This window comes from Deefgea piscis (genome assembly GCF_013284055.1).
Taxonomy (GTDB): Bacteria; Pseudomonadota; Gammaproteobacteria; order Burkholderiales; family Chitinibacteraceae; genus Deefgea; species Deefgea piscis.
Genome location: NZ_CP054143.1, coordinates 510,023 through 536,541, shown reverse-complemented (window position 1 = coordinate 536,541; position 26,519 = coordinate 510,023). Strand labels below are relative to the sequence as shown.

The 26,519-nt window shown below is 47.6% G+C and carries 17 protein-coding genes and 7 tRNA genes; 8 read left to right on the top strand and 16 right to left on the bottom strand.

Annotation, left to right across the window (positions count from 1 at the left end):
* Nucleotides 1-71 precede the first annotated feature (71 nt).
* From HQN60_RS02590 to HQN60_RS02580, 3 genes are all read right to left on the bottom strand, one after another.
* On the bottom strand, nucleotides 72-3,350 hold the full coding sequence (locus HQN60_RS02590; RefSeq protein ID WP_173532214.1) for a bifunctional diguanylate cyclase/phosphodiesterase: 3,279 nt from the start codon (nucleotides 3,348-3,350) through the stop codon (nucleotides 72-74).
* Nucleotides 3,340-3,927, bottom strand: a complete 588-nt coding sequence (locus HQN60_RS02585) for a biliverdin-producing heme oxygenase (protein WP_173532213.1) — start codon at nucleotides 3,925-3,927, stop codon at nucleotides 3,340-3,342. Before HQN60_RS02585 ends, HQN60_RS02590 begins: the two co-directional genes overlap by 11 nt.
* Before the next feature lie 452 nt (nucleotides 3,928-4,379).
* A tRNA-Leu gene (locus tag HQN60_RS02580) sits at nucleotides 4,380-4,466 on the bottom strand.
* 319 nt (nucleotides 4,467-4,785) lie between these two features.
* On the opposite strand from HQN60_RS02580, the gene HQN60_RS02575 reads away from it, so the two are divergent.
* Nucleotides 4,786-5,283: a hypothetical protein gene (locus HQN60_RS02575; RefSeq protein WP_173532212.1), complete on the top strand. Its 498-nt coding sequence runs from the start codon at nucleotides 4,786-4,788 to the stop codon at nucleotides 5,281-5,283.
* A gap of 469 nt (nucleotides 5,284-5,752) precedes the next feature.
* On the opposite strand, the gene HQN60_RS02570 is transcribed toward HQN60_RS02575, so the two are convergent.
* Complete coding sequence (locus tag HQN60_RS02570) at nucleotides 5,753-8,299, bottom strand: family 20 glycosylhydrolase (RefSeq protein WP_173532211.1); 2,547 nt, start codon at nucleotides 8,297-8,299, stop codon at nucleotides 5,753-5,755.
* Nucleotides 8,300-8,343: 44 nt separating this feature from the next.
* Between HQN60_RS02570 and HQN60_RS02565 the strand changes: the two genes are divergently transcribed.
* The 4 genes from HQN60_RS02565 (at nucleotide 8,344) to HQN60_RS02550 (ending at nucleotide 14,283) form a co-directional block, all read left to right on the top strand.
* Nucleotides 8,344-9,369 carry a helix-turn-helix domain-containing protein gene (locus HQN60_RS02565; protein WP_173532210.1) on the top strand — a complete coding sequence of 342 codons (1,026 nt, stop codon included), beginning with the start codon at nucleotides 8,344-8,346 and terminating at the stop codon, nucleotides 9,367-9,369.
* Nucleotides 9,370-9,585: 216 nt separating this feature from the next.
* Nucleotides 9,586-13,551 (top strand): phosphoribosylformylglycinamidine synthase, encoded by a 3,966-nt coding sequence (gene purL, locus HQN60_RS02560; protein ID WP_173532209.1) that lies wholly within the window; start codon nucleotides 9,586-9,588, stop codon nucleotides 13,549-13,551.
* Between the two features lie 77 nt (nucleotides 13,552-13,628).
* Nucleotides 13,629-13,886 carry an outer membrane protein assembly factor BamE domain-containing protein gene (gene bamE / locus HQN60_RS02555; RefSeq protein WP_173532208.1) on the top strand — a complete coding sequence of 86 codons (258 nt, stop codon included), beginning with the start codon at nucleotides 13,629-13,631 and terminating at the stop codon, nucleotides 13,884-13,886.
* A gap of 136 nt (nucleotides 13,887-14,022) precedes the next feature.
* Nucleotides 14,023-14,283 carry a hypothetical protein gene (locus tag HQN60_RS02550; RefSeq protein WP_173532207.1) on the top strand — a complete coding sequence of 87 codons (261 nt, stop codon included), beginning with the start codon at nucleotides 14,023-14,025 and terminating at the stop codon, nucleotides 14,281-14,283.
* Between the two features lie 132 nt (nucleotides 14,284-14,415).
* On the opposite strand, the gene HQN60_RS02545 is transcribed toward HQN60_RS02550, so the two are convergent.
* From HQN60_RS02545 to HQN60_RS02530, 4 genes are all read right to left on the bottom strand, one after another.
* A complete protein-coding gene (locus tag HQN60_RS02545; protein ID WP_173532206.1) occupies nucleotides 14,416-14,931 on the bottom strand; it encodes a hypothetical protein in 516 nt (171 codons plus the stop codon).
* A 10-nt stretch (nucleotides 14,932-14,941) separates the two neighbouring features.
* Nucleotides 14,942-15,691, bottom strand: a complete 750-nt coding sequence (locus HQN60_RS02540; protein ID WP_173532205.1) for a DUF2092 domain-containing protein — start codon at nucleotides 15,689-15,691, stop codon at nucleotides 14,942-14,944.
* 96 nt (nucleotides 15,692-15,787) lie between these two features.
* Nucleotides 15,788-16,882: a tetratricopeptide repeat protein gene (locus HQN60_RS02535; RefSeq protein ID WP_173532204.1), complete on the bottom strand. Its 1,095-nt coding sequence runs from the start codon at nucleotides 16,880-16,882 to the stop codon at nucleotides 15,788-15,790.
* The gene (locus HQN60_RS02530; RefSeq protein ID WP_173532203.1) at nucleotides 16,879-18,489 is read right to left on the bottom strand and encodes a GGDEF domain-containing protein; all 1,611 of its coding nucleotides are present in this window, start codon (nucleotides 18,487-18,489) and stop codon (nucleotides 16,879-16,881) included. The genes HQN60_RS02535 and HQN60_RS02530 overlap by 4 nt, the downstream gene beginning before the upstream one ends.
* Before the next feature lie 184 nt (nucleotides 18,490-18,673).
* Between HQN60_RS02530 and HQN60_RS02525 the strand changes: the two genes are divergently transcribed.
* Together HQN60_RS02525 and HQN60_RS02520 are read left to right on the top strand one after the other, a co-directional pair.
* The gene (locus tag HQN60_RS02525; RefSeq protein WP_173532202.1) at nucleotides 18,674-19,612 is read left to right on the top strand and encodes a LysR substrate-binding domain-containing protein; all 939 of its coding nucleotides are present in this window, start codon (nucleotides 18,674-18,676) and stop codon (nucleotides 19,610-19,612) included.
* 363 nt (nucleotides 19,613-19,975) lie between these two features.
* Nucleotides 19,976-20,269, top strand: a complete 294-nt coding sequence (locus tag HQN60_RS02520; RefSeq protein WP_173532201.1) for a YkgJ family cysteine cluster protein — start codon at nucleotides 19,976-19,978, stop codon at nucleotides 20,267-20,269.
* A gap of 69 nt (nucleotides 20,270-20,338) precedes the next feature.
* Here the strand turns inward: HQN60_RS02520 and HQN60_RS02515 are convergent, their stop codons facing one another.
* The 8 genes from HQN60_RS02515 to HQN60_RS02480 all read right to left on the bottom strand — a co-directional run bounded on the left by HQN60_RS02515 (nucleotide 20,339) and on the right by HQN60_RS02480 (nucleotide 25,200).
* Entirely contained in the window at nucleotides 20,339-22,333 is a 1,995-nt protein-coding gene (locus HQN60_RS02515; RefSeq protein ID WP_254456668.1) for a B12-binding domain-containing radical SAM protein, read from the bottom strand.
* Between the two features lie 563 nt (nucleotides 22,334-22,896).
* Nucleotides 22,897-24,216 carry a methyl-accepting chemotaxis protein gene (locus tag HQN60_RS16350; RefSeq protein WP_173532200.1) on the bottom strand — a complete coding sequence of 440 codons (1,320 nt, stop codon included), beginning with the start codon at nucleotides 24,214-24,216 and terminating at the stop codon, nucleotides 22,897-22,899.
* 300 nt (nucleotides 24,217-24,516) lie between these two features.
* Nucleotides 24,517-24,601, bottom strand: a tRNA-Leu gene (locus HQN60_RS02505).
* A 55-nt stretch (nucleotides 24,602-24,656) separates the two neighbouring features.
* Nucleotides 24,657-24,730: transfer RNA gene (locus HQN60_RS02500), tRNA-Cys, on the bottom strand.
* Nucleotides 24,731-24,777: 47 nt separating this feature from the next.
* Nucleotides 24,778-24,853, bottom strand: a tRNA-Gly gene (locus HQN60_RS02495).
* Nucleotides 24,854-24,889: 36 nt separating this feature from the next.
* Nucleotides 24,890-24,965, bottom strand: a tRNA-Gly gene (locus HQN60_RS02490).
* Between the two features lie 37 nt (nucleotides 24,966-25,002).
* Nucleotides 25,003-25,078 (bottom strand) — tRNA-Gly (locus tag HQN60_RS02485).
* Nucleotides 25,079-25,124: 46 nt separating this feature from the next.
* A tRNA-Gly gene (locus HQN60_RS02480) sits at nucleotides 25,125-25,200 on the bottom strand.
* A gap of 228 nt (nucleotides 25,201-25,428) precedes the next feature.
* Here HQN60_RS02480 and nadA point away from each other — a divergent pair.
* Nucleotides 25,429-26,343: a quinolinate synthase NadA gene (gene nadA / locus HQN60_RS02475; RefSeq protein WP_173532199.1), complete on the top strand. Its 915-nt coding sequence runs from the start codon at nucleotides 25,429-25,431 to the stop codon at nucleotides 26,341-26,343.
* Nucleotides 26,344-26,519: the final 176 nt, after the last annotated feature.

Sequence of the window (26,519 nt, the reverse complement as noted above, 5' to 3'; positions counted from 1 at the left end):
AATAGGAATGCCCGTTTTATGGGATGAAAAAATTTTTAATTAAAATCGCCTAAATCGCATTCAGTTTGCGGCTATTTAACGGTAGGCTGTGTATTGATCAGCTGCTCAAAATCAGCCATTTTCATCGGCTGACCAAATAAATAGCCCTGATAACTCAGGCATCCCATGCTTTTTAATAGGTTTTGTTGCGCTTGGGTTTCTACCCCTTCGGCAATGACGGTTAAGCAAAGATTTTTGCCCAGGGCAATAATGGTTGAGGCAATCGCCGCGTCTTTTGGATTACTTAATATGTCTTGGATAAAAGACTGATCAATTTTTAATTGTTCGAGTGGCAAGCGTTTTAAATATGAAAGAGAAGAAAAACCAGTACCAAAGTCATCAATTGAAAAGGCCACTTTTTGTTTGCGAATGGCATTCATTTTGTTAATAACAACCTCGGTTTTGTCTAAAAATAAGCTTTCGGTGATTTCGATTTTTAGCCGATTTGGATTGGTTTGATAGGTCGCGAGTAATTGCTTAATTTCATGCTCAAAACTAGGTAACCCAAATTGCTTGGCACTGACATTCACCGATAAGGTGAGGTGTGCAAATAAAGGGTCGACTGCCCAACGTGCTAGATGTTGGCAGGCTTGTTCCAGCACCCAAAACCCCATCGGTAGGATTAAGCCGGTTTCTTCTGCTAAAGGAATAAACTCTGCTGGTGAAATTAAGCCTTGCTTGGGGTGTTGCCAGCGAATTAAAGTTTCGGCGCCAATGTATTGCCCTAAATGATTCACCTGCGGCTGAAAATACAGAATAAATTGTTCCTGAACTACGGCGTGGCGTAATTCAGTTTCTAGTGTAATTCGTGTTAAAACCGCTTTTTGCATTTCCGGATCAAAAAAACGGTAGGTGTTTTTGCCGCCACTCTTTGCTTGATACATTGCGGTATCGGCACGCTTGAGTATTTCTTCTGCACTTAAGGTACAGCCTTGAAATAGAGAAATGCCAATACTTGGACTGCAGCGATGTTGAATTGCCGATTTGACTTCGATTTCATTTGGCATTTGGATTTGAAACTCATGAATGAATTGCTCTAAAATTTGCTTGGCAATCCACTCTAAATCTTGTGCCGCATGCGATTCATCGGCGTTAAGATCATCCAAAATAAGCACAAATTCATCGCCACCCAATCGGGCAACGGTATCGCCTTTTCTAACTACACTAATTAGCCGATTGGCGACTTCTTTGAGTAGCCAATCGCCGGCATCATGGCCATGGATATCATTCAGTGATTTGAAATTATCTAAATCAATTAATATGAGCGCAGCATGTTTACCCGATCTGGCGCTACCTAATAGCGTTTGGCCTAGCCTATCGAGCATCAGACGACGATTAGCGAGTCCAGTTAGCGGATCATAAAAAGCCAGTTTTTCAATTTCATGCTCTGCCGCGCGTTTTTCGGTTACATCGATTGATACGCCAAGCAAATGAGTGGCATCGCCTTTTTTATTGGTTAGGGCGATTTTACGCGTAAATAAAGTTTTAATTTCGCCGTTGCGGGTGCTGATGTCTTCGGTATTAATTTCAACAACGCAAGTTTTAGCTAAAATTTGACGATCACTTTGAATAAATCGTTCGGCTTGTTCTTGCGGAAATAAATAAAAGTCATTTTTGCCGATTATGTCTTCTTCTTGAATGCCAAAAAATTCACAACCCGCAGGATTAAGTAATTTGAAGCTTAAATTATCGGCATTTTTTAGGGTCACGATCGCTGGTATATGTCGAATAATTGACGCCATAATTTCTTGCGTTTGTTCTAGTTTTTCGGTGACTGCATTTAATTCATGCTCGTTTTTTTCTAGCTTGAATATATATTCAATTTGATTCAGTAAGGCAGCACCAAAGCGCTGTGCAATCATGATTTGGGCGGGCAGCCAAGCTTGGGCATGCCCTGGCCACATCTGAATCCATTCAGAAAAAGACGTTCTGGGGATTAGTCTGTGCGAGCCATCAGCAGCATGAACGTGGGTTTTATTGGGTTCGCCAGCCCAGTGAATGTGACGAGGGTATTCAGAGCGAAACCACAGCACAAAGCTGCCGTTGCGGAATGGAAATGGTCCTGCCAAAACCCCAGAAACCAGATGCTGATAGGCTTTAGCGGGTTCAAAGCGAAAGCTCAGATCATCACAGGCAAAGGCTTTGTCACCCTCTTGAGTATGCAGCCACTGAATTAAGGCTTCGAGTTCAACTGATTCCGGTACTTTACCAAAATGATGGCGCTTGTCTTTTAAGGATAAAACCACGCCATCTGCAGACATTAAATGTTGAATTTCTTCTAAAATCTTGTCGGGAATGCCTTGCTGTGGCAACCATAAAAATTGCGATAATTTACCAAATAAAAGAATGATTTGTTCATCAAGTGAAAATTGTTCCTGTACCTGATCGGTATTTAAATGTTCAGAAACTAAATTGCCGATTAATTCACACCTTAGCAAGGCTTGAGTGCTTAATAATTTGGGGGTTTTATGGTGGCAGGTAATCAGCCCCCATAAACGTTTATTTTGTAACAAGGAAATAGAAAGTGAGGCTGCAACGCCCATGTTTTTTAAGTATTGCAGATGAATTGGTGATAATGAACGTAATTGAATGTAACTTAAATCAGGCGTTTTATCGCTATATAAGGGGGCAGATAAAATCGGAATTTGATCTGCATCGACGTTAGCGACATAACGAATGGTGTTTTTAGTATAGAGCTGCCTGGCTTGTGCGGGGATATCACTCGCTGGAAAGCGAGAGCCCAGATATGAGTCTGAGGTATTGTGACAGTTTTCTGCGATCACTTCGCCATCCCAATTACTATCAAAGCGATAGATCATCGTATGGTCAAATCCGCTAATTTCTTGAATATATTGCGCTAATAAATTGAAGTAATCAGAATGATGAGTCGTTCTATCGATGGAGAGTAGCTCATTAATTGTACTTTCAATTTTAAATTGATTATCTAATTCAATGGTATTGGGCGTTAATTCGATATATAGACTTTCATCATGAATCGATTTGCTGATATTAAATTGATATTTATTTCCTATGGATATATTTTGATGATGAGCAGCTGTTTTTTTGTCTTTAATCAAGCTCAATAATGGCTGTAGTGCCGATATGTGCTTAATGTTTTTACCTAGTAATTCATTAGGATCTAATCCGAAAAAATGCTCGGTGTTGCTACTCACGTGGGTGAGCTCATCGTTTAGATCTAAAACCAACAAAATGCCATGGTCTTGTATAGAGCCAATTAAATGAATCGCCTCAGTTGCGCATTGGCGCAAGGCTTGCTCAAATTCTGGCGTACTCAATGCTCTATTGGGCATAAAAATCAAGACCTTTATTAAATAAGCCAAAGGTCTGTGATGCTGCAGCGGTGATTTCTGTTGTGGCCACAATCGGATGACGGGCTAAAAAATTTTGGTATTCATGCCAGTATTTTGAGGTATTTAAACCATAGGCATTAAAAAAATGCCCAGCAAACTGCGGGCTAATACGGAGTGATTTTTGTAAACAAGCGCTAATAACGCGGGCTCCTAAAGTTGAGCCCTCAAGCACATACGCCGCACCGAGCCATTGCTCGGGCGTGGTGATGATGCCCGATGTTTCATTAGCGAGAGTGGGGTGGCTCATCGTGGGTGGCGATTCAAGATCCTTTAAATCGGCTTGTAACCATGGCAGCTTATAGCGCGCTTGATAATCAAAATCGAGATTAAATTGGCTTTGTCTTTGCAAAAGTACCGTTTCAATGGCGGAGTAGATTTCATAGTAAGCTTTTAATAATTGAATATAGCGTGCCAAAGAATACCCAGACTGGGTAATCCCTTTGAGTAGGGGGTGCTGATGCAGGCGTGAGTGCTGTTTACGAGTTTTTAATTTTAGCTGTTCTAAAATCATCATCATCTCAGCCCCAGTTTGCTTTCTGTTTGCTTATGTTAGTACTGTTTTTTGGTTTAAGCTCGGTGTAAATGCTAAAAGAATGACATCAAGTCCTTCTTGCCTTGAATCAGCGCTGGGTATAGATATTCAGTCTATTTTTTGACAGTAAATTACGCCGCAATCAGCGCCAAAACCGCAGCAACTAGAGAAAAAAATATCTTTACTTGGTTGTTGAGGTATCGCCCGGCGGGAGCGTGGTATGTGTCGATGAAGTGATGGGACATTGGTTTCAAGATGGATGCTTGCAATAAGCTCACAATCGCAATGTGCTTTTTGGGCTATTTATTCGAAGCCGCACGCTGATTGGACAAAATGTAGAGGGGGGCAGGTTTAGTACTGGCTGTCTTGGGATATGTTGATGCGCTAGACAACAAAAAACCCCGCAAAGCTAAGCTTGTCGGGGTTAATGTTTTTTGTGGTGCGCAACACGAGACTCGAACTCGCACGCCTGTAAGGGCACAGCGACCTCAACGCTGCGTGTCTACCAATTCCACCAATCGCGCACTACATACTGAACTGATTGCTCAATTCAGTGAGGTGGCGAATTCTAGCTAGACTTAGGGCGTTTGTAAACCCCTTGGCGCTAATTTTTTACCGTGGATTGAGTAAATGTTTGAATTCACGCTAAAATTTTTGCTCGCAAGATGACCCGCTTTGCCGTGTAGCGATTTTATTTTGTTTGCTTTGAGATGGGGCGTCGGTGCTGGTGGGCGGTTTGATTGCATTTTTGTCATGGGATCTACTTCAGACTTGATGCTAATTAAAAGGGGCGTCACACTGCTGAGATACACTCTTTTGTAAATCGAAAGCTAGGAGCATTAAATGAGCAATAAAGGTCGTTATAAAGTCGGTGCCCGTGCAAGTAATCGTTTACCTGAAGCATTAAAGTCGAATGAAGGAATTCGTCAGGCGCTAAAGGCGGTGGAAGATCATTTCCCTATGGATTTGTATGTGGATGATTTGGAGTTAGAATTATTGCAAAAGTCATCACGTACATTAAGCCGATTTTTAGTACCGGGCAGCAAGATTGATATTGCGATTCAATTTGCTCAATTGTGCGAAATTTCAAGCGACTTATTTAAAGAAGTAAAAGAAATTCGCAAAAAAATTAAGAGCATTATTAGTGATAATGAAGATGAGCTTGAAAGCAATCACGTTGGCGCTTTGCAATATGTGGGTGAGTTTCGCTCTGAAATGGGCCCAGCCTTAGCTAATTCGATTGTATTGCGTCGTTTTGCTAATTTTGTTGATGCGGTATTGTTGGCGCAAATTCAATATTCGGCAGAAAATGTTGAAATTGAATTGTTTATTACTCAATAAATTGACTTAGCCGTTTGAATGACCAAGCCCCATCGATTGATGGGGTTTTTTTATGCTTATTCGAGGTTACGGTCGGGACATTTTTGTATAGATGCGTTGGATAGTGTTTTGGCAGATTGTTGCGTGGCCTTGGGGTTAACAATATTGAGGCGTCGTGCCATTAGCCTGAATGCGTGAAGCAAAGCGTGAAATAGAGCGGTGGCAGTGAATAAAGAGGCAAGTGGGGCACGTATTAGGAACACTTAACTCAGTTAAGTTCATGGGTATATTGCTGTGAATCATGTAATAAAAAGCCTGTATTGATATACATAGGTATTTTTTAACTGATATCGGCGAGCTATTCGTCGCCTTTGAACAAGAGTTTGATGGCCAGCTGTCAAGTTCACAGCAAGAAAACGACGGGGAATGATTGAATTTTTAAGCAAAAAAAGCCCCGCCTTATGCGGGGCTTAAGCAGATTGTTGCTGGTTTAGTTGACTACAACCGTGGCGCTCTTGCGATTGGTGCTGCTAAAGGTAGCCAGCTTCACGCCCGTAAATCCAGCGGCTTGGCTGAGCGCCGCGTAATCGAGCGCGCCGGTGTAGGGCGCTGATTGTGCGGTGGGTTCACTGCCATCAACGGTGTAGCGAATGGTTAAACCCGGTGCTGAAACATTGGCGAGTAATTGGCCGTTTTCCACTTTGGCCCCCGGCAATGGGATGCGGTAGCCGTAGCCGCCTAAAAATCCATCTAAGCGCGCTAGTTCACGTTGGCCAAGACGATTGGCAAATTCATTCCAATCCGCATCCATTTTGGCTTGGCGCTGGTCTGCATCGGCGATCAAAGTCCATTTTGGATCACGCGCCCAAGCGCGCTCGGCTAAAGCCATCATGCGTGGCATGGCGAGATATTCCAAACGGGCGGCATCACGGATGTTTTCAGCCCACAGCTGGCCTTGAATCCCGATGATATTGTTCACCCCAGTTGGCGTTAACCGTACTTTGCTGGCGATTTTTTCTTGATCGAGCGGGTGGCCCATTAAATCGACGGTGGCGGTGGTGAAAATATCCAAGGGGCAAAATTCAAATGCGCCACGGGTTTCGATAAAGCCACCCCAGTAGTAGCCAGGCTCGGCAGGGTCTTTGCAATAGGCCAAGTCAAAGTACAAATTGGTCACATTGGATAACACGGTTTTATAACCGGCATTGGCCAATTGATAGGCAAAGTCTTCTTGGCCCCAGCCCCAAACGTTGTTCCATACGTAAGGGCGGAAGTTGGCATTCACAAACTCTGGATTTGGCCCATGCGTGTGCTCGCCATTGACTTCTTTTTTGACTAAGGCGATTTCTTCCCAGCCACCAAACACCAAGCCATATTTTTTCAATAAATCACGGTAACGGGCGAGGAAGTAATTTTGCAGTTGAACGATTTGCGTCATGCCTTGCGCTTGCATAAAGGCTTGGCAAACCGGTGATTTTTCCCAGGCACCGTGCGGTACTTCATCACCACCGGTGTGCATCGTGGTTAGCGGCGCGCCAGCTTCAAGGTACATCGCTTGTAAATCGTGCAGTACTGTTTCGATAAAGTTGTAGCAAGACTCTTGGGCGATGCAGATGACATTGTCGTGCCACAACTGCACTGATTCATAGTCGGATGCATCGTCAAAGTCGCACAGCAAATATTGTTTGGCGGCGTCGGTTTGTCCTTGCGCCATCAAGCGATGGTAGCGCAAGTTCATTGCTTTAATTGCCGCACGGGCATGGCCGGGTACGTCGATTTCTGGCACGACTTCGATGTGGCGCGCGGTGGCAAATTGCAAGATTTCGATAAAGTCGGCGCGGCTATAAAAACCACTGCCGGCTGGATTGCTCACATCACCGCCAGAGCCAAAGCACGGCACTAAATGATCGGTTTCAGTTTGGGTAAAGCCGCGTTGGCTGCCGATTTCGGTGAGTTCTGGCAGGCTAGGGATTTCTAGGCGCCAGCCTTCATCGTCAGTGATATGGAAATGAAATTGATTCAGTTTATACAGCGCCATGCAGTCCAGTAGGCGCAAGACACTGTCTTTGCTGCTGAAATTACGGCCAACGTCTAAATGCATGCCGCGATACGCAAAGCGCGGTGCGTCAATGATTCGGCAACAAGGTACATTAAGTACTGCTTGCGGATTGAGGAAGGCAGCTACCGGTAAGAGCTGACGCAGGCTTTGCAAGGCATTAAACACGCCGTGTGCGCTCGCGCCGGTAATGATGATTTCGTTGGCGTTAATCTGTAACGAATATGCTTCGTTGGGCGCCAATGTGTCACTGACTGTGACCGCGCCGATTTGCAACACAATCGCTTGGCTGCCTGTTGGACGAATAGCGGCTTGCTGTAAATACACGCGGCTCACATCATGAATCGCCGCGCGCAAAAAGCGCGCTTCGGTGGCCAATTGGCTGCTGTGAACAATCAAAGTGTCTTTATTAATACTAAATTCACCATTGAGCCATTCGCTCGACAATGGGCTTGGGGTGATTTTACCGACTTGCTCGATTGGCAGTAGGTGCAAATCTTTATTGTGTTCAAACGTCAGTGCAGGGGTGCTCAGCGGCACTAAATCATCGGCTTTGCGATGGCGTTGCTGCTCGGTCACAAACGGCACAATTTCAGGATCACCAATCGTCTCGTGGTAAGCGTTCTCTTGGCCGTCGTTATACACAATATAAAAACCCAGTGGTGCATCGGTCTCGGCAATGACCCAATACAGGCCTTCATAGGCAAAGGTGCGTGCCTCGCCTGGGGCTACCGCAGCAAAACCGGCCTTCGGTGCGAGTCGCCAAAAATCGCCGTTTACATGCGTGACTTCAACGTCACCGCTAACGGTTTCGGGTTTGATTTTGCGGCAAGTATTAAAATACAAAGCCCAGCCCGATGACGGCAAGATTTGATCAGAGAGATTGACGAGGCGAAGCTCGGCAAGGAAATTATCGCCGTTATGGGCATTGGTATGATTGGCCCATATCAGTTTGAGGTGTGCGCCAGCTGGATTGCTCATTATTTTAACTCTCCCTTTGCTTGGTTGAAGTGGGTCTTTTGCCCATGCGACAGTGTAAAAGCGCCACCAGCACAATGCGAGCATTGCCGGTGCGCTGTCGTTCAGATGATGCGACAACGTCCGATGAGTGCAGTTATACCGCGACTATCGCCGATTTTATCTGCTATCAGCTCAATAAAGTATATGATTGGCTCAAACGAGAGGTGACGATGCTCATTAGAGAATGGATTGGAAATTCGCAAGGCCATGCATGGCGCTTAAATCATCATGTGGCCGAGCATATTCCGTTTAATTATCACTTTCATCCCGAGTATGAGCTGACTTTAACGCTAGGCGCAGGCGGGCAGCGCCATATTGGTCATGACATTGAAAGTATCACTGAATGTGATTTGGCCTTGGTCGCGCCCAATCAACCGCATAGTTGGCAAGCGCCGGCACGCAGCGATGGCGCCGCGCTGGAATTACAAGTGGTGCTGTTTCGGCTTGATTGGCTGGTGGCATTGACTGAGCACGGCATGCCAGAATTACGCCATCTGTGCCAATGGCTGGCGCAGATTCGGCAAGGGGTGGTGTTTAGTCCGGCATTTACCCAGTTGCTGGCACCGCGTTTGGCGCGCTTACATGAATTAACGGGCGTCAAGCGCTTGATTGCGGTGCTGGATATTTTGTCTGAATTAGAAAAAGACCGCGCTGCGCGCTTTATTGATTGCGAAGTCGCGCAATTGGAGCCCGATCGCCGTTTAATTAAAGCCATGACGCATTTACAAAGCCATTATCTGCAACCGGTCACTTTGGGTGAATTGGCTGAAGTCGCCGCATGCAGTGTGACGACGCTCAAGCGCTTATTTTTGCAGCAAATGAAATCGAGTTTTAGCCAAGAGCTGATGCGATTACGCATCGCCCATGCCAGTCATTTATTGCTCACCACCGATCGCGGTATTGATTGGGTTGCCAATCAAAGTGGTTATCCGTGTTTAAGTCATTTTTATCAGCAGTTTAGTGCTCGGTTGGGGCTGAGTCCGCGTGCTTATCGCCGTCAGGCCAAAATTAACAACCATCCCCTTGGTTAAGTGATTACTGGCGTTCATCGCGGGTTCTTAGCTTGAAAAATGTCAAATAAATACCGCAGGCTTAGTGCTATTGCATGGGTGCGGTCAGTCCGATTGCGCGTAGGTGAATGCAATCTGGGGTATTGGCTGGGAATTCCTTGCTTTCTTTCTCCTAAAGAGGGTGATTTTTCGGTATAATTACGTACTTTTTGCCACATTTCTGGGTTAATTTCAAACATGGCCAATGTGCTCCAACTACGCGGCGGTACCGCGCTTTCACCGTTCCGGATTGAAAAATTATCATCGGCACTTGCTGCGCAAGGCGTTGCTGTTAATTTGTACGCCGAATTCTGGCACTTCATTGAGCAAACTCAGGATTTGAGTGAGGCCGATACCGCAATTTTGGCGCGAATTTTGAGCTATGGAGAACCAGCTCAAGTCGATTTGGCGCAAGGTACGCCGATTTTGGTCTTGCCACGTTTGGGCACGATTTCACCATGGTCTTCTAAGGCGACGGATATTGCCTTGCATTGCGCTTTGGCCGGCAAGGTGGCAAGAATTGAACGAGGTATTGCGGTGTATGCCAGCAAAGCCGATGGTTCAGCTTTGTCGAGCGCAGAAAAAAACATCCTACTGCCGTTGATTCACGACCGAATGACCGAGCAAGTGTTTGATGGCTTGGCGGCGGGCAATGAATTATTCCGTCACTTTGAGCCAAAACCACTCGAAACCGTTGATGTATTAAACGGCGGTAAAGCGGCACTGGAAAAAGCCAATGGCGAGTATGGCTTGGCTTTGTCGGATGACGAGATTGATTACTTGGTGGAAAACTTCACCAAGCTAGGCCGTAATCCAAGCGATGTGGAATTAACCATGTTTGCGCAAGCGAACTCGGAACATTGCCGACATAAAATCTTTAACGCAAATTTCATTATCGATGGCCAAGCGCAAGACTACAGCTTGTTTGGCATGATTCGCGAAACGCATAAAGCCGCGCCGGAAGGCACTGTGGTGGCGTATTCGGATAATTCATCGGTGATTGAAGGCGCGTTAACTGAACGTTTCTTCCCTGCGGCCATGTCAGAAAATGGCAGCGCTGAGTATGCATTTACTCAGGAAGAAACCCATATTTTGATGAAAGTGGAAACCCACAACCATCCAACCGCGATCTCGCCATTCCCGGGCGCAGCCACTGGTTCGGGCGGTGAAATTCGGGATGAGGGCGCAACTGGTCGTGGCTCAAAACCGAAAGCCGGTCTGTGTGGCTTTACGGTTTCAAATTTGAATTTACCCGGTCATGTTCAGCCGTGGGAAACGCCGTACGGCAAACCTGATCGCATCGCCAGCGCGCTCGATATTATGATCGAAGGCCCAATTGGTGCGGCAGCGTTTAATAATGAATTTGGTCGCCCAAATCTCGCGGGTTATTTCCGTACCTTTGAACTTGATTTCAACGGCGAGCGCCGTGGTTATCACAAGCCGATTATGATTGCCGGTGGTTTGGGCAATATCAGCGCCTTGCACGTGAAGAAAAATGATTTGCCTGATGGCTCCTTGCTGATTCAACTTGGCGGCCCGGGCATGTTGATCGGTATGGGCGGTAGCGCTGCTTCATCGATGGAAACCGGCTCAAACGCGGCGGATTTGGATTTTGATTCGGTGCAGCGTGGAAATCCAGAAATGGAACGTCGTTGCCAAGAAGTGATTGATCGCTGCTGGCAAATGGGTAGCAAAAATCCAATTCAGTCGATTCATGACGTCGGTGCCGGTGGGATTTCGAATGCCTTCCCAGAATTGGTGAACGATGCCGGCATGGGCGCGGTCTTCAATTTACGTAAAGTGAATATCGAAGAGCGTGGCATGGCGCCGAAAGAAATTTGGAGCAATGAATCACAAGAGCGCTACGTGCTCGGCATTCATCCAAATGACTTGCTGACCTTTGAAGCGATTTGCGAGCGCGAACGTTGCCCGTTTGCGGTGATTGGTCGCACTACCGACGAGCGTCAGCTGACAGTAGAAGATCCGTATTTCGACAATAAACCCGTCGATATGCCAATGGATGTTTTGCTTGGCAAACCACCAAAAATGACGCGGGATGTCACGCGGATTGCGCCAGAATTGCAAACTTTTGATTCAGCGGCGCTGGACTTAAAAGAATCGCTCTACCGTGTTTTGGCTTTGCCATCCGTGGCCGACAAATCGTTCTTGATTAATATCGGCGACCGTACTGTGGGTGGTTATACCGCGCGCGATCAAATGGTTGGCCCGTGGCAAGTGCCGGTGGCGGACGTTGCGGTCACTACGATGGGGTATAACACGCTACGCGGCGAAGCCATGGCGATGGGTGAACGTACCCCCCTTGCTTTGATTTCTGGCCCCGCATCTGGCCGCATGGCCGTCGGTGAAGCGTTAACCAATATTGCTGCAGCGCCAATTGCTAAATTGTCTGACGTTAAATTGTCAGCTAACTGGATGGCGCCAGCTGGGCATCCGGGTGAAGACGCTAATTTATACGATACCGTCGCTGCCGTTGGTTTGGAATTGTGCCGTCAATTGGGCGTGTCGATTCCCGTTGGTAAAGACTCGTTGTCGATGAAAACGCTGTGGAATGATGGCGAGGCGAAAGCGGTGACTGCGCCGCTGTCATTGGTGATTTCGGGTTTTGCACCCGTTACCGACGTGAGCAAAACGTTGACGCCGGTACTCAAAGACGTTGAGTCTGATTTATTGCTGATTGATTTGGGCACTGGCAAGTGCCGTTTAGGCGGCTCGGCCTTGGCGCAGGTGTATAGCCAAGTGGGGAATTTTGCCCCTGATGTGGTGAGTGTGGATCACCTGAAATCTTTCTTTGCAACGGTGCAGCAATTGAACGCCGATGGTAAGTTGTTGGCTTATCACGACCGTTCTGACGGTGGCTTGATCTCTGCCGTGTCAGAAATGATGTTTGCTAGCCATTGTGGCGTGACACTGGAAATCGACGAACTCTGTATCGAGCGTCGTTTGCGTCAGCGTCAACAAGATGAAATTTCGTCGGACGACATCGAGCGCGCTGAAAACGGCCGTGTGATGGGCGTGTTGTTCAACGAAGAACTTGGCGCAGTGATGCAAGTGCGTCGCTCCGATACCGCAGCGGTGATTGCGGCGTTTATGAATGCCGGTTTGGCAGGTGAGTTGCACGTGATTGGTTCGACCAACCATGACGACAAGCTTAAAATCAAAAAACGTAATCGTTTGTTGCTGGATGAAACACGCGTTAATCTGCAGCGCGCTTGGAGCCACACTAGCTGGCAAATCCAACGTCTGCGCGACAATCCAGAATGCGCCGACGCTGAATACGCGCGCATTGGTGATAAAGCCGATAAAGGCTTGTTTGCTAAATTAAGTTTTAATCCGGCGGAAGACGTTGCTGCGCCGTACATCAACAAAGGCGGACAGAATGCGAAGCCACGTGTTGCGGTATTACGTGAGCAAGGTGTGAATGGTCATGTGGAAATGGGCGCGGCGTTTACCCGTGCGGGTTTCGCAGCGGTTGACGTGCATATGAGCGACGTGATTGCTGGCCGTGTGCAATTGGCTGACTTTAATGGTTTGGCGGCTTGCGGTGGTTTCTCTTACGGCGACGTACTCGGTGCCGGTGAAGGTTGGGCGAAATCGATTCTGTTTAACGGCGCTGCGCGTGAGCAATTCGAAGCGTTCTTTAATCGCGCTGATACCTTCGGTTTGGGCGTGTGTAACGGTTGCCAAATGATGGCCAATTTGTCGGGCATTATTCCAGGCGCTGAGCACTGGCCGAAATTTACCCGCAATCAAAGTGAGCAGTTTGAAGCGCGCTTTGTGATGGCTGAGGTGATGAAATCACCATCGCTGTTCTTTGCCGGTATGGAAGGCAGCCAAATGCCAGTGGTGGTGAGCCACGGTGAAGGTTTTGCTAACTTTAGTCAGCAAGGCGACAAGGCCAAGGCCTTGGTGGCGATGCGTTATGTAGATAGCCACGGCAAGGCAACGCAAACTTACCCGATGAATCCAAATGGCTCGCCCGACGGCATTGCCGGTGTAACAACGCCAGATGGCCGCTTTAGCATTATGATGCCGCATCCAGAGCGCGTATTCCGCACGGTGCAAAACTCGTGGCATCCGGAAGACTGGTCAGAAGATGGCGCATGGTTGCGGATGTTCCGCAACGCGCGCGTTTTCCTCGGTTAATCCGCTCGGTAATTACTACGATGACAAGCAGCCTACGGGCTGCTTGTTTTTTTTATTTGAAATCAAGGACAAACAGTATGAAACGTTACGTCATTTTATCTTTGCTGGTGCTGCTGATGGCATGTAGCAAAATCACCGTCGAGAATTACAACAAAGTCACAACCGGCATGAGCCGTGCAGAAGTGGTGGCCATTTTAGGCGAGCCGACTCAGAGTGAATCGGGTGGCTTCTTAGGTATTCAAGGTGAAACTGCCAGCTGGAAAGACGGTAAAGTGCAAATCACCGCACAATTTGTAAATCAAAAACTACTGACACATTCCATGGTGAAACAATAAGCAATTAATCGCTTATTTATTACAAATAACTATGGTTATTTTTACTAATAAATAAAGCAAACTATGGCTTGAGTGTTGGATTTGCTTTGTTATACTCAAAAAGAACCGTATTTAGCGGTTTCAATAGGAGATTTCAATGCGTCATTTGATTCAAGCCACATTGCTGGCCACCGCCGTTTTGGGTTCTACCATGGCTTACGCCGACTGTGATGATGGTCCACGTGTGATGCCAAAAGTAGAAGTGACAAAAACGGACTATCTCAAAAAAATGGAAGCCTTTTTTGATTTTGTTGATGCTGATAAAAATGGCGTGATGACCCCTGCTGAGCGCACTGCTGCCAAGCAAAAAATGAAAGCCGATTGCCGTACTAAAAAATCCAACGCATCGGTTTGGTAATTTCAGTCGCTGCCTTGGGGTATTTTTCGGTTGAATATCAAGATGAGCAATAATCAATTGCAATTAAAAATAGGCCAAATGAAATGGCCTATTTTTTTTATCTAAAAATGGATCAATCATCCCTACCGTAAATTAATAGGGTTGGTTGACCACAATATAAGTCACATTACTGCCTTGATATTGCGGTTGATACCAGGTTGATCCGCATTGCATATACGCCGTATTCCCGCGCATCACTTGAACACAATTACTCGGCATTTGGTTCGCATTCACAATACTGCCAATCACTGCTGAGGTGACCGCGACAGCAGCAGTGACTGCCACTGCGGTCGCAACCGGATGATAGTCATCGTCATAATAACCGCCATGACGGTAGCCGCCGTTATTATCGACATTCACATTAACGTTATTGTTGCTGACATTGGTGTTTTTAATATTGTTATTTCGATGATCGTTTTTATTATTATTGCGCTGGTCGTTTTTGTTGTTGCTGCGATTGTTAGTCGCTTTATTATTTTTGTTAGCGGCAGCAGGTCGAGCGCCTTTTTGGTGATCGCCTTTAGCTTGTGCTTGGATTGGCATACCGAGGCTGATTAAAGCCACGGCGCTCAGTGTCAGGATGCTGGCTTTTGTTGCGAATTTAAACATAATGTGCCCCTTATTCTGCCGCTTTTTTAAATGGAATCGCAATATCACCTGCTTTAGCTTTAAAGGTAAATTCGCGGTTATTGAGCTTAGGCTTCAGATTCCAAGTATAGGTTTCGGAGAGTGCCGGGCGATTAGGCTTACTGCTATCGGTAATCAGCACCTTGCAAGGTAGGGATGGCTTGCTGCGGCTAGTCCATAATTGCCACACGGATTCTGCCTGAGCAAACACTAAATGATCACATAATTGACCATTAATTTTGCTGACACCAACGTATTCAGCCAAGGTTAATTGATTGAGTACGGCTTGGTCTTTGCCAATATCAAATAATGATTTGAGTGGAATATTCAGCGCATAGTAGTTTTTGACTTGATTGAGCATATCGCTGGTATTGCTGGCAACATCAACCGTGGTGTAGTAATGCAAGGTGGGGGAGTATTGCGTTAATTGCTTGCCGTTATAAAAATATTCGCGATTTAAATTGTCGCTATTTATTTTTACATAGAGTTTATTGTTGCCATCAATGAGCATCGTGCTATTGCCCATGGTTTGAATCATTTGGCCTGATGGCGACAAAATATCTTGCGTGATAGCGGCTTTAACCTCGGCCTTGGGCAAGCTACGTAGGTAATTGCCGATTTCAACCGCTTTAGCTACCACCAATGGATTAACTGCTGCTTCGAGTGGCTGGTTATCACTAGCCCATAGCGAAACGCTCAGTGGCAGTAGTGCCAAGCCTAGCCAACTTGTTTTTAATTGCATTAGCTTACTCCAAAAATGATAAATCATTAAGATGCTTGAATGATAGCTTATCAGTACTAAGCAGAAGTCATATTATTTTTGTCAGCTTGTTGCTATTTATCCATTGTAATTGCTGTGTAGATTGCTCACTGATTTGGCTTGATAGCGAATTCGGCTTAAGGCTAAGCGCAGTTCAAGCTCAAGTGGGTTGAGCTGTTTTTGTGAAATGCGCTGCAATTTTCTTTCGGCTTTGGATTGCAGTTGCTGTAGCTGTTTGGCGTGACCCGCTTTGAGGTGGCTTAGGGCACTTTGGAAGTCGCCTTGTTCAATGCATAGCTTTTCAAGCAATTCATGTGCTTGTTGGCTCATATTAAAGCCACGAATTTGTTCGCCCAATTCAAGGCAAAACTCAAGTGATTGCCGTGCGGCATCGTGTTGATTTTGGTGTAAATAAATGCGCCCTAAAATTAAGGCCACTAAAGATCGGCACCATAAACCACCGTAGTTTTGCGCTAATGTTTTTGCCGTTTGCAATTGATCAAATGCTGCGGTGAGCTGGTGGTGATCAAATAACACTAAGCCGGTATAAATATGAAATTCAGCTTGGGCTTCGATGCGCGGATTTCTTGCCAGATGCTCAGCTAATTGTGCCAATAGCCGCTCGACTTCAGTGTAATGCTTGAGCTGGTAGCAATTGGCGATTAAAGCCAGCTGGCAATCAGTAAACAGCGTGGCATCGTCGATGTTGGCGGCTAAATCAAAAGCGCGTTGTTGGTACTCAAGCGCGAGCTCGGCTTGACCAAACACTAAGCAAACCTGAGCAATTCCCGAGTAGCTGCGCACAAAAGCGGGATGATCTTCCGCGTCGATGGCTGTTTGTAGGGCTTGCAACCAAATATCCAGCGCACGCATGTATTCGCCCAAGTGCAATTGGCATTGCGCTTGCCAATGTAATGTTTGGGCGAGTAAAGACCAGTCATTGAGTTGGCGGGCGAGTATGCCGGCCTCGCGAAAGTCTTTGCTGGCGGCGCTGGGTTGCTCGCCGATATCGATTAAATATTCACCACGACACAGTAGCGCTTGTGCCAATAGCGATAATTGATGCGTTTTTTTGGCGTGTCGAATGACGTGGTCTATCTCGGCGGTATCGTGATCGCGGTGGAGGGCATGGCGTAGTAGTGCCAGATCGCTAGTTGCTGTTTCACAGATCATCGATATAACTCCACACGGTTACGGCCCAGGTGTTTGGCTTGATACAGCGCTTGATCAGCGTGTTTGATCAAGGTTTGGGCATCGGGCTCATCGTGATATTCGGCAGCACCAATGCTGGCGCTGACGCGTAAATCGATATGGCTGTCTTGCCAAGAATGGGTTTCAACTCTTTGCCGAATTCGCTCGGCAATCTCTGAGGCGGTGTTGCCGGCTGCGCCAGGCAGTAAGAGCACAAATTCCTCTCCGCCGTAACGGACAATCAGATCGCCACTGCGGCAAGATTGCAGCAAAATCTGCGCGGTATTTTGAATAACGATATCGCCAATCGGATGGCCGAAGCGATCGTTAATGTGTTTGAAATGATCTAAATCGACCATCAGTACGGAAAATGGACGCTGCTCTTCGATACAGCGCTGATACATTCTGGGCATTTCTTGTTCGAGATGGCGGCGATTACTCAGGCCAGTTAATGGGTCTTGCAAAGTGGCGCTGCGCAGTGAGCTGAGTAATTCAGAATCAGCGGAGCTTTTTTGCCGCAAGATGATGTTTTCTTGCCGCGTTTGTAAAAACAGCAATTGAATATCGAGCTCTTTCATTCTGCGCTCGAGTGCCGAGGTGATTTTATCTTTGGCAATTTGTTGTGCGTCTTGCAGTGCCAAATGTTGGTATTGGCGGCGGTATTCCCACGCCATTTTAAAGTCGGCGATTTCTTCACCCAATTGCGCTAACAAGTGATAAGCCTTGAGCCGCAATGGATTGGATTCAAACGATTGGATCAGATTGAGTGCCATCAGTAGATACTGCTTGGCCGATTGCGGCTCTTGGGTCGCCATATATACGCGGCCTAAGGCTAGCAAATTATTGGCTTGGCACCAGCGATAATTGAGCTTTTGATTTAAGTCCCACGCGGTGTGTAGCCAAGTTTTTGCTTGGGTATATTCAGCTAGCTCAAGATGAGCTTCACCTCTATAGCTATACCATTCAGCTAGCCATGCTTTATGCTGGCTAGATAAAAAAATCTCCTCGCCTTGCGTGGATAAAGACAGCGCAATTTCGTATTCGCCTAACAGATTTAAATCGGCTGCGACGTGTAAATAACTATTGGCGAGCAATTCATATTGCTGGCTATGCGGTGCAAACTCTAAGGCCATTTCATGCCAGTGCAAGGCATCGCCATATTGTTGATAGGCGCAGTAGATATTGCCGATACCAATACAGGCGTGGACATATAAATCGTAGGCGTGTAATGGCAACGCTTTTTTTAAGCAGCTCATCCACAATTTAAGTGCGGCAAGGTATTGGTTACTCGACAGCAATAATTGCGCGCGGGCATGCTCATATTCGGCATGCTGACGGGGTGATTTTTGGCTTTTTATCAGCGTCTCAGCCCGATCTAAGGCCGTATGGCCTGCTACGCTATCGTCTAATGCCCAGTAGCACTGAGCTAAAAGTAATTGTGCATTGAGTTCGGCTTGCGGGGCGTCTTGGGCCTGGGCAATGACCGGCAGTAAAATGGCCACACTTTGAGTGCAATCGGCAATAAAACAGGCGCGAGCAGCGGCGATGCTTTGCTCAAGATGGGGCTGAGCGTCGAGAGTCATTTGCATACGTTATCAATCAATAAAGTCGGTGATCGTCGCGGGCCAACAAGGGCATCAAGCTGCTGGGTTTTATCAACGACCCAGTGAAACGATTTAACGATCAGAAGCTTTAAATTATAAACGCTTGCTGTCAGCGAATCAGATATTTATAGTGCAGATTGAATTTTAAAAATCAATTGAAGGTATCGAAATGAAATTCACCCTACGCCAGTTAGAGGTGTTTGTGGCCGTAGGTCGTGGCGAAAGCGTGTCGCGGGCCGCAGAATGCGTGGGTTTATCGCAATCGGCGACCAGCACCGCGCTATCTGAATTAGAGCGGGTGTATGATCGGCGCTTATTTGATCGGATTGGCAAACGCTTGCAACTTAATGAATTGGGCGCAGCTTTATTACCACAAGCTATCCAGTTACTCGATCATGCGGCAGAAATTGACGCTTTGTTGGCGGGGCGTTCGGGGTTTGGCCCGATGCGTGTCGGTGCGACGCTGACCATTGGTAATTATCTGGCCACCTTACTCATTGGTGATTTTATGCGGCAGCATCCGGGCTGCCGTGTTTCATTAGGGGTGCACAATACCGCACATATTGTGCGGCAAGTGGCGCATTATGAGCTGGACTTAGGTTTGATTGAAGGCGATTGTCAGCATGCCGATTTGGATGTGATTCCCTGGATTGCCGATGAATTAGCCGTATTTGCTGCGCCAGAACATCCCTTGGCGCATAAATTGCAGCAAGGCGGTGAGATTGATTTTGCTGATTTGCTGGCCGCGTCTTGGATTGTTCGTGAATCCGGTTCGGGTACTCGGCAAACCTTTGATTACGCCATGCGGCATGTGCAATCCAAGCTCGACATCCGCTTAGAGCTGGAGCATACCGAGGCGATTAAACGCGCGGTTGAGTCGGGTTTGGGAATTGGTTGTATTTCACGGCTGGCGCTAAAAGAAGCATTTCGCCGTGGCAGCTTGGTGGAATTGCCAGTAGCGGGTTTGGATTTAGCGCGGCAGTTTCATTTTGTGCTACACAAGCAAAAATATCGCACGGCAGGGATTACGGCTTTTTTAGAGCTTTGCCGCAGCGTCACTGCAGGGGCCAGTCGTAGTGACGACATTGTTTTACCGTATATTCGCTAAACAACGGATTGTTTAATCGTTGGTTATGCGTAGATTTGTTGTTTATGCCGTGCCGCGCTCGTTGGGCTGGGGCTTAAAAACCCGTCCAAGCGCACCGAGTGAGGAGAGAGACAAACCGTCTTATCGTTTGGCTCACGACGATCGAGGGCACAGCGGAGCTGGGCGCGCTCGGGTCGCCTTTCTTTCCCCCTTTCTTTGGCGACGCAAAGAAAGGGGTCCCCGTCGCGGATTGCGACTGTAAATAGCCGTGCCGCAGGCACTTAAAAAACTATCAAAACGTAATCGGAACAACTCTAGTATTTAAGGGTATGTGACAGTAAGTATTATTTAATATAGGTTGTAGTAATATACCCATGGAGGTCTATGTCTGATGCTGTATCGTGTAGTAGTTGTAAAGCCTGTTGTTGCCAATTAGAAGTGATGCTGATTGCGGGTGATGATGACGTGCCTGCGGAGTTGATTGAAGTCGATGCTTGGGGTGGCGAGATTATGCATCGCTTGGCTGATGGTTGGTGCGCGGCGCTTAATCGTAGCAATATGCTGTGTACGATTTATGCGCAGCGCCCTTGGATTTGTCGTGAATATGAGGCGGGTGATAGCGATTGTATCGAGCAAAGACAGCGCATTCCGTTACTGTCGATTCAACGCATTATTTAACCGGTTGCAGCTACTGGTTCAAGACCGACCATCGTTTGATTACGAATATGCAACGATGGTCGCGTCGACTTAATATTGTTGCAATGCTTTGGCGAGGCGATGTTTGGCAATGGTGGTGCGCGGCACTTTGCTATCAAACCAAACGCGCACATCGTCATCTAAGCCAATGCCGTGCATATAGTTATACAGCGCTTTATTCAGCGCTCGACCGAGTGCATCGTGATCAACCCCAGTAGGATCAATAAAGCCAATATCATTGGTGGCAAAACTGATTTCGGGGAGCTTTTCCAGCGTGACGCCAAATTCTTCTGGATTTTTGCCAACCGGGGAGTGCACCGTGCAGGCAAAACGATGGAAAAAGCCCGATTGAATACAGCCATTATCAAATAGTTGCCGCACGTATTCGAGCGCATCCACGGTGTCTTGCACCGTTTGCGTTGGAAAGCCGTACATCAAATACGCATGCACCAGCACACCGGCCTCGGTAAAACTTTGCGTCACTTTGGCCACTTGCTCGACCGACACGCCTTTTTTCATCAAGGTCAGTAAACGATCCGATGCGACTTCAAGCCCGCCAGAAATCGCGATACAGCCACTTTCGGCGAGCAATCGGCAAAGATCTGGGCTAAAGGTTTTTTCAAAGCGAATATTGCCCCACCAAGAAATCGATACATTGCGGCGAATAAGCTCTTCGGCCAACGCTTTAAGCGCCTTCGGCGGCGCAGCTTCATCGACAAAGTGAAAACCGGTTTGTCCGGTTTCGGCGATGATGGCTTCAATGCGATCGACCAGCACTTCGGCGGTGGTGGTTTCATAGCGCGAAATATAATCGAGGGTAATATCGCAAAAACTGCATTTTTTCCAATAGCAGCCGTGCGCCACGGTGAGTTTATTCCAGCGGCCATCTGACCACAGCCGGTGCATTGGATTGAGCATGTCGAGTAGTGATAGGTAGCGATCCAGCGGCAAACCATCCCACGTTGGCGTACCGACCTCGCCAAACGGCACTTCTGGCTCGACAAAGTTGATGTATTTCACCGCGCCGTCAACACGGGTAAAGGTGCGAACTAAGCGTTGTTGCGAGCGTTTGCCTTTTAAGTGCTCGAGCAGCGCCAGCAACGGGCGCTCGCCGGCGTCGAGCATGACGAAATCAAAGTAATCAAAAACCCGCGGCTCTTTCAGTTCGCGCAATTCGGTATTGGCAAAACCGCCACCGAGTGCGATGACCATATCAGGGTATTGCCGTCTAATCGTTTGGGCAATACGGAAGGCGGCATATACTGCACCAGGGAAGGGCACAGACAGCAAGACGATATTGGGCTGGTGCTGCAGGGCGGATTGCAGTGTCAGTTCGGCTAGATAATCATCAACCAGTGTGGTGGGCGCCGCCAACGCGCGCGCCAGCGGATCAAATGTGGCTTGCGACATGGCTAGCGATTCAGCGTAGCGAACAAATTCAAAGCGTGAATCCACGGCTTCGCGGATTACATCGGCGATATCGTTTAAATACAGCGTACCCAAATGTCGCGCGCGGTCTTGCATGCCGAGCGCACCAAATGCCCACGCTAGCGGATCGCCCCCCTCATCGTCGACGTAGGCATCGAGCTGGGCAAAACGCTCGCCCTCAGGCAAAAAGTTACGGCTGCAAATGCGGTGGCCGATGGTGGAATCGCGGCCCTGCAAAAACGCCATGGTCGGAGTAATGGTGCTGAGGTAGCGATCAAACGTCGCGTCAAATAGCGCTACCTGTGGCGTGCGTTTTTTGGGCGGAATTTTGTCGATCTTTTTGCGAATGTCGAGCAAACCGTCTTTGGAAAAAAGCTTGAGCATCAAGGCCAGTGCCAGATCGCTTTGCTGCGCTTGAACACCTTGCGAGCGCAAAAAGCCCGTTAAATACGCGGTGGAAGGATAGGGCGTATTCAATTGCGTCATCGGTGGGATGATAGATAAAACGCGGGCGGTATCGATCTTGCTCATATCAGGCCTAGAGTGGGTATCTGCTGCTAAATAAGGTATATCAAAATCTAGCCGCAAATACCCAAAGGTATTGGCAACTAAATCCATCAGAAAACAAAAAACCCCAGTCGCCATCGCGGTCTAGGGTTTGTGAGCGTTTGCTTTCTTGCTGCGCTGGTGCGGTTTAAATCGCTGCACATTCAGCCAGCTAGAGCGCGAATTCTACCTTGTTATCCGCCGAGTGTATTGATTTTGGTCGGATTTTCTATTGAACAATAATAACGCTTGAGGTTCTGTTTTTTATCATCGTATTCAGCGAGTATTTGCCCGGCGGCTATCCGCGAGCTGCCGACGGCGGAATTTGGCCGGTGCTGGCGATTCACGACAATCCTTTAAATGCTTGTCGAGGATTTTTAGCGACCAGTGCTTGGTCACTGAAGATGATTTAAATCGGGTGGTTCATCATTCATCGATGAGGGATAACATTGGCTTGGCTGATCGGTGAGTAGGCAAGAAATAAGGGCTTAGCTTTTCCGCTAAACCCTTCATCTTCATTGTGGTGCTTGGAGATTGCGTTTTATAACCGCCGCAATGGTGGCAAGTATCCGGCTGCAAACACCAGCATGGCATCGACGCTAGTTCGTCATCGATGCCATGATCGCGCCACTGGCTTACTTGCTCTGCCTGACAAGGCTTTCTACATCCAGCGTTGCGGCGCTGGTTCTCTCGGCTAGTTTTCGGACTTCATCGGCCACCACGGCAAAGCCACGGCCAGCTTCTCCTGCGCGGGCGGCTTCGATGGCCGCGTTCAGGGCCAGCAGATTGGTCTGATCGGCAATCGATTTAATGGTGCCGACAATGGTGGCAATTTCGGCAAGGCTTTTTTCTAGACTCTGCCTTTGCGTGCTTTCACCGCTTAGCGCTTCGGATTTCTTTTCAGCATCAATGGCAGCCAATGCCCCCACCACGCGTAATGGCGCGCCATTGCTGTCACGGCGGGTTTTGCCTCTAGCGCGAAACCAGTGGTATTCATTGTTTTTACACTTCAGGCGGTATTCGATGTTGTAGGGGGTGTTGCCGGTTTTGTCGTTTAAATGCGCGGCAAATGCATCTAGCACGCCTTGCTTTTCATCCGGGTGTAAGCGGCTGGCCCAGCTATCCAGTACATCTGGAAACTCGTTAATCGAATTAAAACCCAATAAAGCCCTGAATTGCTCTGACCACCAAAAGGCATTTTGCGGATTCACTGGGTTATCCACATCGACTTCCATATCCCACAAGCCTTCAGATAGCATTGCGCTGCTTAGCTCGAATCGGGTCAATGTTTTACTCAGCTCGGCCTCGTTTTTTTTGCGCAGGGAAATCCCCTCCAAAGAGCCGGCCACTCTAAGCGGTACGCCTTCGCTATTACGCTGTGTCGCGCCTCTTGCCCGGAACCAGCGATATTGCTTATCTTTGCATTGCAGGCGGTATTCAATGTCGTAAGGGGTGCGCCCGCTTTTGTCATTTAAGTGATCAGCAAAGGCCGTGAGTGTGGTGTCTTTATCTTCTGGGTGCAAAAGGTTGGCCCAGCTCCCCAGTACATTCGGAAAATCTCGCTCATCGGTAAACCCGAGTAAACGCCTGAAGGTCGGTGACCACCAAAATACATTGGCAGGATTAAGCGGATCTCCTGCCACGACACTCATATCCCAAAGCCCTTCGCTTGATGCCTGATTCACCAGATCAAAACGTTTTTCTAAAGCACTGTACTGCGTTTTTTCCTTGGCTAATTCTTCCTGCAATGCGCTTACTTCATCATGTAAAGCGCGTTTTTCATGCAGGGCAGCAGAAAGCGCTTCGCTGTTTTTATGCCAGATTCGATGTAATTTATCGCCAATGGCACGCCACTTCTCATCGCCATCCATCGTCCAGCGTGGCATATCGCCACGTAAAGCCGCTTCGGCCGCGCTGTCTAGTTGGCTAATTAACCGATTTTGCTTAAAAAACATAGTGCACCTCAATCAATATCCCGACCCAGACGGGATTTGTATCAATCTAGTGCATCGCAGCGGTAGCTCTAAGAAAAAAACAAATATTTTTACATTATTAGTAATTAATTGTTTGCTGTATTGTATTTATTAATCTAAATAAAAGCGGTTTTTGTAAGTTTGTCCGTGAGTCAATAGACGGTGACATTGTGCTGCTGGTTTCTAAGCCAATGTCCAAAGAATGTCCCATGAGAGGGGGAGACTAATACTTAGGCAAAAAAAAAGGGTCTAGCTTTTCAGCTAAACCCTTGATTTTATTAGTGGTGCTCGGAGCGGGACTTGAACCCGCACACCTTTCGGCGAGGGATTTTAAGTCCCTTGTGTCTACCAATTTCACCATCCGAGCGCTGTGCATTACTGCTTCAGCATTTCTTAAAGTCCGATATCTCGTACTTTAGTATTGGAGGCGGAGGCCGGAATCGAACCGGCGTAAACGGCTTTGCAGGCCGCGGCATAACCATTTTGCTACCCCGCCAGGGGTGATGCTGATTAATGAATAACAACTTCATTAATCTTAAAATCTGGAGCGGGATAAGAGACTCGAACTCTCGACCTATACCTTGGCAAGGTATCGCTCTACCAACTGAGCTAATCCCGCATCGATACTGCTGATGCTGTGTACTACGCCATTTTTTGGAGCGGGATAAGAGACTCGAACTCTCGACCTATACCTTGGCAAGGTATCGCTCTACCAACTGAGCTAATCCCGCATCGATACTGCTGATGCTGCATACTACGCCATTTTTTTGGAGCGGGATAAGAGACTCGAACTCTCGACCTATACCTTGGCAAGGTATCGCTCTACCAACTGAGCTAATCCCGCAGCCTAAACTGCTGTTACTGTACTACGCCATTTTTTTCTTTTTTTTTGGAGCGGGATAAGAGACTCGAACTCTCGACCTATACCTTGGCAAGGTATCGCTCTACCAACTGAGCTAATCCCGCATCCGTGTCTGCAGATCGATGTGATTTGCAGAGGAGGCGAATTATGGACAAGGGCGACGAGGCTGTCAAGAGGAACTGCAATATTTTTCTACTCAATTGCGAAATAATCGTGCTTGCCCCTGCATTTCTGGCAAAAAAGCGGGCGGCAAGCATGGTAAGATTCGCGTATTGATGACGGTGTATTGATTGCATCGCCTTTATTTTTGTAGCTTGCTTAAGGATAGTCCCATGCCACGCGTTGTGACGCTTGCTCATTATTATACCCAGCCTGAAATCCAGCAAATGGCGGATAAGGTTGGCGATAGTTTGGAATTGTCGTTGTTTGCTCGCGATGCCGACGCCGATATTATCGTGTTTGCCGGTGTGCGTTTTATGGCGGAAACCGCCAAAATTTTGAACCCAAATGCCAAAGTGATTTTGCCCGATGCCGGTTCAACCTGTTCTTTGGTGACGCAAACCGATGTGAGCGCGCTAAAAGCTTGGCGTGAATCGTATCCTGATCATGTGCATGTGTCGTATATCAATAGCTCGGCTGAGCACAAAGCGTTGTCGGACTGGATTGTTACCAGCCGTAATGTGGACGACATCATCGCGCATTTATATGCCGAAGGTAAAAAAGTGATTTTCTCGCCAGATCGGAATATGGGCGCGTATTTGAACTTCCAGCATGGCTACGATATGCCGTTATGGTCGGCGGTATGTGAAGTGCATGATAAGTTTAACCAAGCGGCGCTCGATGAAGCGTTTGCTGCGTGCACCACCGCCAAATACTTGATTGCCCATCCTGAAAGCCCGTTGCCGGTGCTGCAGCAAGCCGATTACGTCGGCTCGACCTCTGGCATGCTCAACTGGATCAAGTCGTTCGACAAAGAGCCCGATGCGGTGATCTTCGTCGCGACCGAAGATGGCATTTTGTACAATATGCGCTTAGCGCGTCCCGATCTGAATATCGAGCAAGCGCCGATTTACGCCGGTTGCCAGTGTAATTCTTGCCCGTATATGAAAATGAACACGATTGAGGCGGTGAAACGTGCTCAAGCGGGGCAGGGTACCGAGATTGATTATCTCTCTGCCAGCGATATGGCAGCAGCGCGCTTACCAATTGAGCGGATGTTGGAATTTTCGCAACGTTATTACGCCTAATAGGGTATTGGCCGCTAGGCTATTTAGCTTAATGGCTGGCGGTCAATACACATTGGTGTTGGGCGATATTCAGGTTAGGTGTTGATTGTGCTTAGAGCTTCTCGGCATTCCCTCTCCCTTGATGGGAGAAGGTTAGGGTGAAGGTGATACAACGAAGTGCGTTTTAAGCTCAACAC